This is a genomic window from Planktothrix sp. FACHB-1355, from assembly GCF_014748295.1.
In the GTDB taxonomy this organism is placed as follows: domain Bacteria; phylum Cyanobacteriota; class Cyanobacteriia; order Cyanobacteriales; family Aerosakkonemataceae; genus Aerosakkonema; species Aerosakkonema funiforme_A.
This window is the reverse complement of sequence record NZ_JACJUP010000120.1, coordinates 1-9,755: the sequence shown is the minus strand read 5'-3', so window position 1 is coordinate 9,755 and position 9,755 is coordinate 1. Positions and strand designations below refer to the sequence as shown.

The following is a 9,755-nucleotide window of genomic DNA, read 5'->3' as shown; positions in this document are numbered from 1 at the left end:
TCCGAGATAAGGCGGCAGGCATTAGCGTACAAAGATCTACTCTTGAGGTACAACCTGATAAAACTTTAGCGTTAGTGGGTGGAGGTGTACTGCTATCGGGAGCAAACTTAAACGCACCAGGCGGTCAAGTTGAATTAGGCGGTTTGGCAGGAATAGGAGCAGTCGGGTTAAATGTTAATAGCAACCTTTTACAGTTGAATTTTCTTGATGGTATAGCGCGAAGTGCTATTTCAATCACTAATAAATCATCAATAGATGTACGTGCTAGAAATGGGGGTAATATAACAATCAATGCTCAAATATTAAATATTTTTGGAGAGAGCAGTCTTCAAGCTGGTAGCTGTTCATGTTCTGAAAGTGTTGGCGTTCAAAACGGAGATATAACGCTTAATGTTACTGGAGCAGTTTCAATAAGGCAGTCAAGTAGCGTTAGAAATGACTTAGGCTCAAAAGCAGCAGGGGAAAGTGGCAACATTATTATTACAGCAGGTTCACTTTCATTGGCAGATAAAGCACTAATTACCAATAGCACTTTTGGACAAGGGAATTCAGGGAGTATAACAATTAATGTTCGTGATAATGTATCGCTTACAGGTGATAACACCAGTATTTTCGGCAGTGCAGCACTTGGTTCTGTAGGTGATGCGGGGAACATAAATATTGAGGCGAATTCGCTCTCTCTAAGTAATGGTGCCCGATTAGCTACTGATACTTTTGGCAAAGGTAATGCTGGAAATGTGAGCATTAATGTCCGAGATCGCTTTTCTATGGCAGGTGATGGAACTACTATTTTCAGTACCGTAGCATCTGGTGCTATCGGTAATGGAGGAGAAATCACTATTAAAGCAAAGTCAATTTCTTTAACAGACGGAGCTTTCTTGATCGGTAGAACTTTTGGACAAGGAAATGCAGGAAGCATATCCGTACAGGCTGAAGACTCTGTTTCTCTAGAAAATAGCTTTGTCTTAAGCAATGTAGAAGCTGAAGCTATAGGCAAAGGTGGCAATATTAGCATTCAATCCGGTTCGCTTTCTTTGAGTGATGGGGCTGAGTTAGTTACCACTACTTTGGGACAGGGAGATGCTGGTAGCGTAACAATAAAAGCTAGTGGTATTGTCTCCTTTGACGGGGTAAGTAAGAGCGGATTGACAACTGGTGTTTTTAGCACAGTAGAAGCTGGAGCAAAAGGCAAAGGAGGTGACATTCGTATCCAGTCAGGAGAGCTTTCTTTAACAAATGGAGCTACATTAAGTACCACTACATATGGACAGGGTAATTCTGGCAGCATTGAGATTCAGGCTCAGCAACTTTTACTGAGCAATGGATCTCAGATGTTGGCTGCTACATCTGGGCATGGAGATGCTGGTAACATTTTGGTTCAGGGTGATGACTCCATATCGCTTATAGGTAGCAGCACTGCTATCTCTAGCTCTGTAAATCCTGGGAGTATAGGTAACGGTGGCAATATAAATATCAAAACAGGTTCACTTTCACTTTCTGATGGAAGTGGAATTTTTAATAGCTTAGAAACAGATGCAGTGGGAAATGCCGGAAATATAAATATTACAACTATATCGTTTTCTGTAATTAATGGCTCTCAAGTGATTGCTAGTACTAGGGGACGAGGAGATGCTGGAGATGTAACAATTCAAGCTACAGATACAGTCTTTCTTGATGGAGTAGGTAGCAATGGATTTACAAGTGGCATATCTAGCAGTGTAGAGAATGGAGGCGAGGGCAAAGGTGGTGATATTAATATTACAACTGGGTCGCTTTCTGTCACTAATCGCGCCCAATTAGCTACTGGTAGTCGCGGGCAGGGAAGTGCCGGAAGTATCAACATTACTGCACGTGATTCTATCTCTTTTAGTGGAGAAAGTGCTGCCTTAAGTAGGTTAGAAGAATTTGGTTCTGTGGGCAAAAGTGGTGACATCAATATCACGACTGGATCGCTTTTTGTGACTGATGGTTCTAATTTAGCTACGAGTACTCGCGGACAAGGAGATGCAGGAAATATAACTATTACTGCACGCGATGCAGCCTTATTTGATGGAGTAAGTAGCAATCGTTCTACGAGTGGTGCATTCAGTACAGTGGAAGCAGGGGCAGTGGGTAACGGAGGTGATATTACACTAACAGCGCGATCGCTTTCTGTTACTAATGGTGCTGCTCTAACTGCCAGTACCCGTGGAACGGGAAATGCTGGTAATGTAACAATCCAAGTGGATGATTCCATATTCTTAGATGGAACGGGTGGCGATCAACTTACTAATCCCAGTGGTGCATCCAGTGTAGTAAACTCTGGAGCAATAGGCAATGGAGGTAATGTTACCGTTACAACGGGTTCCCTATCAATGACTAACGGTGCTGTTTTACTGGCTACTACCTTTGGAAATGGAAATGCTGGAAATGTCAACGTTAAGGCTAATAATGAAGTCTATTTGGATGGTAGTTTTATCAACAGTGCAGTAATATATGGAGCAGTAGGAAACGGTGGTAACATCACGATTGCAGCCAAGTCTGTCTCTCTCCTCAATGGTGCTGGAATAGGTGCCAGTACCTTTGGAAATGGAAATAGTGGGAGCGTTTTTTTACAAGCTGAAGACTCGATTTCGCTCTCTGGTGAAAGCACTGGGATACGAAGCACTGTAGATTCTGGGGTTATAGGTAATGGCGGCAATATAGAGATTAAAACAGGTTCACTTTCGCTTTCTGATGGCGCTCTATTCAGTACGAGTACTTTTGGACAAGGAAATGCTGGCAGCGTTTTTGTACAAGCTGAAGGCTCGGTTTTACTCTCAAGTAGCAATACTAATATTTTCAGTACAGTAGAAGCTGGAGCAGTAGGTAAGGGAGGAGATATTAACATTACAGCAGGATCACTCTCTCTAACAAATGGATCTCAACTGCAAACTCTAGTCAGAGAAACTTCGGGTACGATTCCAGGTGGTCGTGGAAATGCTGGAAACGTAAGAATTGAAGTTCGTGATGCTCTTACTCTTAGTGGAAAAATTGATGGAATTGAAAGTGCAATTATCAGCGATTTAGGAATTGGTGCTGTAGGCAATAGTGGCGATGTCACCCTAATAGCCAAATCTGTTTTGCTTTCTGATGGCGCTCGAATTAGTACCAGCACTTTTGGTCAAGGAAATGCTGGAAGCATATTAGTACAAGCTCAGGATTCTGTATCGCTAAATAATGGCAACCTATTCACCACATTGGAATTTGGGGCTGTAGGTCGGGGAGGAGATATCAGTATTACAGCAAACCATCTGGTCTTAACTGAAGGCTCCAAAATTAGTAGTAGTACTCTTGGCCAAGGAGATTCTGGAAACGTAATTCTTGAAAATAGACGGTTAGTTCTCCGGGATGGAGCAGCGATCGCAGCAGCTACAGCCAGTGGTGGTAAAGGGGGAACTCTATCCGTAACTGCTTCAGACTCAATAGAACTAATTGGCGCTACAGCAGATGGTCAATCTTCAAGTGGCTTAACTACACAGTCTGAAGCAGATGGAGCGGCTGGTAACTTGATAATTTCCACAGAACGATTAATTCTTCAGGATAGGGCTGAAATAGCTGTAGCAGCTAAAGGAAAAGGAGCGGCTGGTAACTTAGAAGTTACAGCTGATTCCATCCGTTTGAATAATGGAACCATGACAGGAGAAACCGCAGCAGGCGATCGCGGCAACATTACCCTACAATCCCAAGATGTACAACTACGCCGTACTAGCAGTATCACTACCAACGCACAGGGCATTGCCACAGGCGGCAATATTACCATCGACACAGGTATCTTAGCCGCTTTAGAAAATAGCGATATCCGTGCCAACGCCCAACAAGGTTCTGGAGGTCAAGTCAGAATCAATGCCCAAGCCATCTTTGGATCAGTGTCACGCACCAGAGAAGATCTACAGACCCTACTAAATACTAACGACCCCAACCTCCTAGATCCCAGCCTACTGCCTACCAGCGATATTACTGCCATTTCGCAACAAGGTGGCCCTCAATCCCAAGGCTCAGTGCAACTTATTACCCCTGATGTTGACCCCAGTTCTGGATTAATCGAACTACCACAAACCATCGTAGACCCAGATGCTCTGATCGCCCAAAACCCCTGTACCTTGGGCAAAGGTAGTGAATTTACCGTCACGGGTCGCGGTGGACTTCCCCCCAATCCCAGCGAAGCTCTCTCCAGTAGAACCGTGAGGGTAAGTTTAGTCGAACCAACTCAAGCTAGCACAACTAGCTCAAACACTGCCATTAGTGTGCGATCGCCCCGTCCTGACTCCCTCCCTATTGTCCCTGCACAAGGTTGGATACTCAACGAAAAAGGTCAATTAGTTTTCACAGCTTACGATCCAACTGGTACGGGAAGCAACCGCCTGGGGCGAAATCCTCCTACCTGTCCGGCACGTTAAATCAGAACAAATTAACGACATTTTCTGATTTTAGTTGATAGGAGGAACATCAAATGCGAAATAATCAGACTAACTTCAATAGAAAATTAAAAAATAATAGATCGACTGGCAATTGGCTGAAGGTTGTCAAAAGATTATACAGACGACGCTTGCTAATTGTAGCAGCATTATTATTTGTTCTTTCACTGGGTTTACCCTCTATTGTTGCCCAAGTTTCTGCACAAATACCAATAGTCCAAAGTCAGCCATCGGGATTACAACTGGTACAACAGGCTAAACGCAGCTACGAAATAAGAGACTTTGGCGAAGCAGCACGTACTTGGCAGCAGGCAGCTTCTACTTTTGCCGCAGCAGGCGATATTTTGAATCAAGCAATGGCATTAAGCAATTTATCTTTAACATACCAGCAACTAGCAGAATGGGATAAAGCAGAAGAAGCGATCGCTCAAAGCCTCAACCTCCTGCAAACACAACAAAATACCCCAGAAAAATTAAGAATCCTTGCTCAATCCCTCGATATACAAGGACAATTACAACTAACAACTGGGCAAACAGAAACAGCCATAGAAACATGGCAAAAAGCTGCTAATACTTATGAGCGAATGAACGAGAAAGAAAGAATGGCGCAAAGTTTGCTCAATCTTGCCCAAGCTCAACAAGATTTAGGTCTTTACCCTCGTTCTTGCAAAATTTTACTCCAAGCTTTAGAGGTTAAAAATATAGACTGCGAAGCCTTGTCTAAAGCTACCCAATCCACCCCAGAAAAACCAGATTATTTTCTCTCCATTTTTGAAGCATTACCAGATTCACCTACAAAAGCAACAGGGTTGCGTTTACTAGGTGATTTCCTGCGGGTATCTGGTAATTTAGACCGTTCTCAAAAAGTATTACAGCTAAGTTTAGAAGTAGCACAAAATTTGTCATCTCCTATTGATGAAAATGAAGCGCAGCTAAGTTTAGGAAATACTGCCCGCGCCCAGCCAGACGCCAATAAGGCATTAGAATACTATCAACAAGCGGCTACCTCTACTTTTCCTACAATAAAGATTCAAGCACAGCTGAATCAACTGAGTTTGTTAATTGAAAATAGAGGGCGCTTATCTGAAGCACAAGCTTTGTGGCCTCAAATCGAACCTGAAATTACTAAATTACCTGCTAGTAGAGAATCTATCTATGCGCGAATTAACCTAGCTCAAAGTCTAATCTGCCTAAAACAGCAAGCAGTCGAAAACGAAACTCCAGAATTGTCATCTCCTGTTATTCAGCAGTGTAATTCATTGCATAAAGAATCCAAAGAAACAAAAAAATTGCCTCTATCAGATGTTTCTTCGTTGCCAAAGATTGATGAAATTTTAGATAAAATTTTAAGTGATGCCTTTGAACGGGCTCAAAAGTTAAAAGATAGACGCGCTTCTGCTTATGCTTTTGGATATCGTGGTGCGGTATACCAACAGAGAGGAGATTTGCCTAAAGCTGAAGAATTCACAAGACAGGCTTTAAGCCTAACTTCATCAATTAAAGCCCCAGACGTTGCCTATCGTTGGCAATGGCAATTAGGACGCTTACTTCAAACTCAGGCAGAGGAGAAAAGCAAAAGTACCGATGCAGACCGAGGAGCGATCGCTGCTTACACTTCAGCCTTTAGGAACCTTCAGTCATTACGAGGTGATTTGGTTAGTATTAGTCCAGAAGTCCAGTTTAATTTTCGCGATAGTATAGAACCTCTTTATCGAGAATTCGTTGATTTACTGTTGCGACCTGATGAACCCAGTCAAGAAAACCTCAAGCAAGCTCGTGAAGCAATTGAAGCGCTTCAGTTAGCTGAGTTAAATGATTTCTTTCGAGATGCTTGTTTAGATGCAAAACCGGAAATACTTGACAAAGTAGTTGACGAAACTAAACCGTTAACAGCAATTTTTTATGCAATTATCTTGAAAGAACGATTAGAGGTAGTTCTCAAATTGCCTAAGCAAGATAAGTTACAACACTACAGAACTAGGATACCCCAAAATGAAGTAGAAAATATCCTTTTAAAACTGCGGGAATACTTGTCAGATGTCGCCACAACTGCAAGTGACGTTAATAGCTTATCCCAAAAGGTATATGACTGGTTGATCCGACCAAGACAGACCAAGTTAGCTGAAAGCGAAGTAAAAACATTAGTATTTGTGCTGGATGGCCTTTTGCGTAATATTCCAATGGCAGTTCTTTATGATGCCGATAATAAAGAATATTTGGTGCAGAAGTATCCTATAGCCCTCACACCAGGTCTGCAACTCTTAAGCCCCCGACCGCTGAGACAAAATAAGTTAAGTGCTATAACAGCTGGAATTAGTGAAAGACGTAAATTTGATGATGATAAAGAGTTTGAAGCATTACCAAACGTGCCGACAGAATTGAAAAGAATTCAATCTACAGTACCCAGAAGCCAGCTACTTTTAAATCAAGATTTTATCAAAACTAACCTTCAAAAACAAATCGAAACAGCTAAATTTAATATTGTTCATATAGCAACTCATGGACAGTTCAGTTCCAATCCAGAAGAAACTTTTATCCTGACATGGGATAAACTTCTTAAAGTGAGGGAGTTAGATCAATTACTGCGAATTAACCGTTCCGATAATTCGGTTCCTATTGAACTACTTATCCTTAGTGCTTGTGAAACTGCTGCTGGAGATAATCGGGCAACTTTGGGGCTGGCTGGGGTAGCCGTGCGAGCGGGGGCACGCAGTACATTAGCGACTTTGTGGCCAGTCAATGATGAGTCCACATCTGAATTTATGAGTCAGTTATATCGCCAGTTAATTAATGGCAATACTACTGAAAATATAACTAAAGCAGAAGCACTTCAAAAGGCTCAAATAGCTATGTTGACTAATCAAGAACAAAAAGACTGGAAGCTTCCGTATTACTGGGCTGCTTACGTTTTAGTAGGAAATTGGCTTTGATACTTTTCATTAATTTTTTTCAGGCGTGCAGCACTCTACTAGACGTTCTTCAGCCAGATTTTGTAATTTAACAGCCTTTAACAAAGCTATCCAGTTTTCTTTCAGTACAGCATCATCTAAAGCCCTGCGGCGTTTGTCAGCTAAATCGGTTAAAGCATCATACCAAATGCCACTAATAGCGTAGGCGTTGTAATCCGGTGCTAAAGAGTTTAGCGGAACTCTTTGTATCAATCCTTGAACAAAAACATATACTGATTTATCTTGAGTATTGCAAAAAAGTTTGAAGTACCAACGGTAAGTTTTACCGATTTTTAGAGCATATTGCGGATTAGACGGCAAGCGAAGTCTGACAATCCCTGGTGTTTCACGCAGCGTAAAGGGAGTTCGGTAGATTTCTCTATCTGCTTCTTCATCCTGCAATACAAACTCACCAGATTGTATTTGGTTGGAATTATAAGGGACATAAACCCAAAAGGTAGGATATTCTGAGACAGTTGACCCCATATACTCAGGTCTTAAGGGAGTCAGGGGTATATCTACGCTTGGACATCCGCGACGACTGCCTCCTGTTGTGCGCCTATCAGGTCTTCCCGTACCAGAGAAATCCAGTGGTTGTTGGTTTGATGATTGTGCTTGGATAAAGTCGCGATTAGTATCTGAGGTAGTTCGTTGTGCCTGTACAGTTGTGGCATTGCTAGTAAAGTTCAAGGTTATCCAAGCGATCGAAAAGGGAAGAGAAAGTTTTTGAACAAGTAACTTCATTTGATTCATAATTTCCTGTACAAATATCTATTGCTTTTTTCGATTAATAAAGGCAGTGTATGCTGTTACAGTGATGCCAGTAAATATCAAAGCTAACGCCGACGGGACAAGTGGCACCCAACCAGCTTTCAGCAATAAGACAAAACAAACTCCATATAAGATACCTAGCGCAGCGGCGATCGCTAGTATCCGATAGAGTAGCGATCGCCAGTACCATACCAGTACACCTCCTACTAAAGACCAGCTAGCAATCCAAAATATTTCGATTTCAGAAGACCACCACCACAGTAGAGGCCGCCGATCTAATACAGCACTGAGGATCTGACTGATCATGTGAGCTTGAACGACTACTCCCGGCATTTTCATCGGCCATTCACCCCCACTGTATGGGGTAAGATGCAAATCTTTATAACTTGAAGCGATCGTACCGATAAGAACAATTCGATCCTTTACAAGGCTGGAGAGTTCAGCATCAATCGAACCGTTTAAAATTTCTTTAAGAGTAACTTGCCTAGCAATTGAATCAGCAGCACGGTAATTAATTAAAATTTGGTAGCCTAAAGCTTCTTTCGGTATTAATTGATATCCCCCAGCATCTGTTGTTAATTGCTTCAAGATTACGTTACCAATTTGTAAATTTTTTTCTGGGGTAAATTTTATAGGCGAGATTTTTTCTTCTGCCAAGTAACGCAGTGCAACCAGGAGGCTGAGAGATTGTTGTGTTTGACAACTAGACTTATCAGTTTTGGACATACCCAACAGTTGGCGACGAATAACACCATCGGGGTCTTCGGGAATATCGCTAAATCCCAGACGTTCTTCTTCTTGGATTTCAGGAGGAGGCGACGTGCCACCAACTTGGCATATTCCAATCAAACGTTCATTTTTTTTCAAATGCTTTTCTAAATTTGGATATTTTAATTTTACTGGAGATTCTCGATATAAATCTAAACCAATGACTCGCGGTTTATGCGGTGTAATTTTATCTAGAACTCCTGCCAGTGCTTGATCTGATAAGGATTCTGATTGCCTCTCCATCTTCATCTGTTTTTGATATTCAAGATCCTCTTCAGTTACAGTAACTATCAACAATCGCGGATCTAGCTTGTCATTGTATGGTCGCTGTCGCATCAGATGGTCAAATGCCCACAGTTCTATTGGCTGAAGTATTCTAAAGTGTCGTATTCCGATCAGCAATCCTGTTACAAGCAAACTTGCAAGAAGCACAGTACGGAAACTTAGCCTACGCTGTATTTCTGAAGTTTTGAGTAACTCTTTCCAAGTTGGCGGCACTTCAGCTGGATGCTGACAAATTACAGGCAACCAAGTTGCCCCCGGATATTTATCTTCGATTCCATCATCGTGTAACCTTTCTCGTGCCGAGCGCACTGACAAATATAAAGACTGACCTTCAGCAAATGCACTCAAAAAATACTTCAAAAATTCTTGGGCTACCTTATCAGGGACTCGCTCCCGCATCACAATAATTTGCCCTATCTGTAATTCTTCTAATTCATTCGCTAAACCCAATCCATCACAAGAATTAAAAATTGCCAGCTTCAGACCTCGTTGAATCGCTTTGCCTAAGCCATACTTTAAATCATTAATTGCTAGCTTTTCATTTTTA

4 protein-coding genes are annotated in these 9,755 nt (G+C 42.0%); 2 read left to right on the top strand and 2 right to left on the bottom strand.

Going from position 1 to position 9,755, the window contains the following annotated elements; genetic code table 11:
- Together H6S82_RS08210 and H6S82_RS08205 are read left to right on the top strand one after the other, a co-directional pair.
- Positions 1 to 4,418: S-layer family protein (locus H6S82_RS08210; protein WP_191056139.1), on the top strand; the 4,418-nt coding region annotated here is incomplete at its 5' end.
- A 53-nt stretch (positions 4,419 to 4,471) separates the two neighbouring features.
- Positions 4,472 to 7,366 carry a CHAT domain-containing protein gene (locus tag H6S82_RS08205; protein ID WP_190463832.1) on the top strand — a complete coding sequence of 965 codons (2,895 nt, stop codon included), beginning with the start codon at positions 4,472 to 4,474 and terminating at the stop codon, positions 7,364 to 7,366.
- A gap of 9 nt (positions 7,367 to 7,375) precedes the next feature.
- Here H6S82_RS08205 and H6S82_RS08200 read toward each other — a convergent pair whose 3' ends face one another.
- Together H6S82_RS08200 and H6S82_RS08195 are read right to left on the bottom strand one after the other, a co-directional pair.
- Positions 7,376 to 8,128, bottom strand: a complete 753-nt coding sequence (locus tag H6S82_RS08200; RefSeq protein WP_190463831.1) for a DUF928 domain-containing protein — start codon at positions 8,126 to 8,128, stop codon at positions 7,376 to 7,378.
- Between the two features lie 27 nt (positions 8,129 to 8,155).
- Positions 8,156 to 9,755 (bottom strand): CHASE2 domain-containing protein (locus H6S82_RS08195; RefSeq protein WP_191056138.1); only part of this gene is annotated, 1,600 nt, incomplete at its 5' end.

Excerpts from the sequence above, each read along its gene's own strand:
- H6S82_RS08205 (WP_190463832.1), top strand. The coding sequence starts at position 4,472 with ATGCGAAATAATCAGACTAACTTCAATAGAAAATTAAAAAATAATAGA.
- H6S82_RS08200 (WP_190463831.1), bottom strand. The coding sequence starts at position 8,128 with ATGAAGTTACTTGTTCAAAAACTTTCTCTTCCCTTTTCGATCGCTTGG.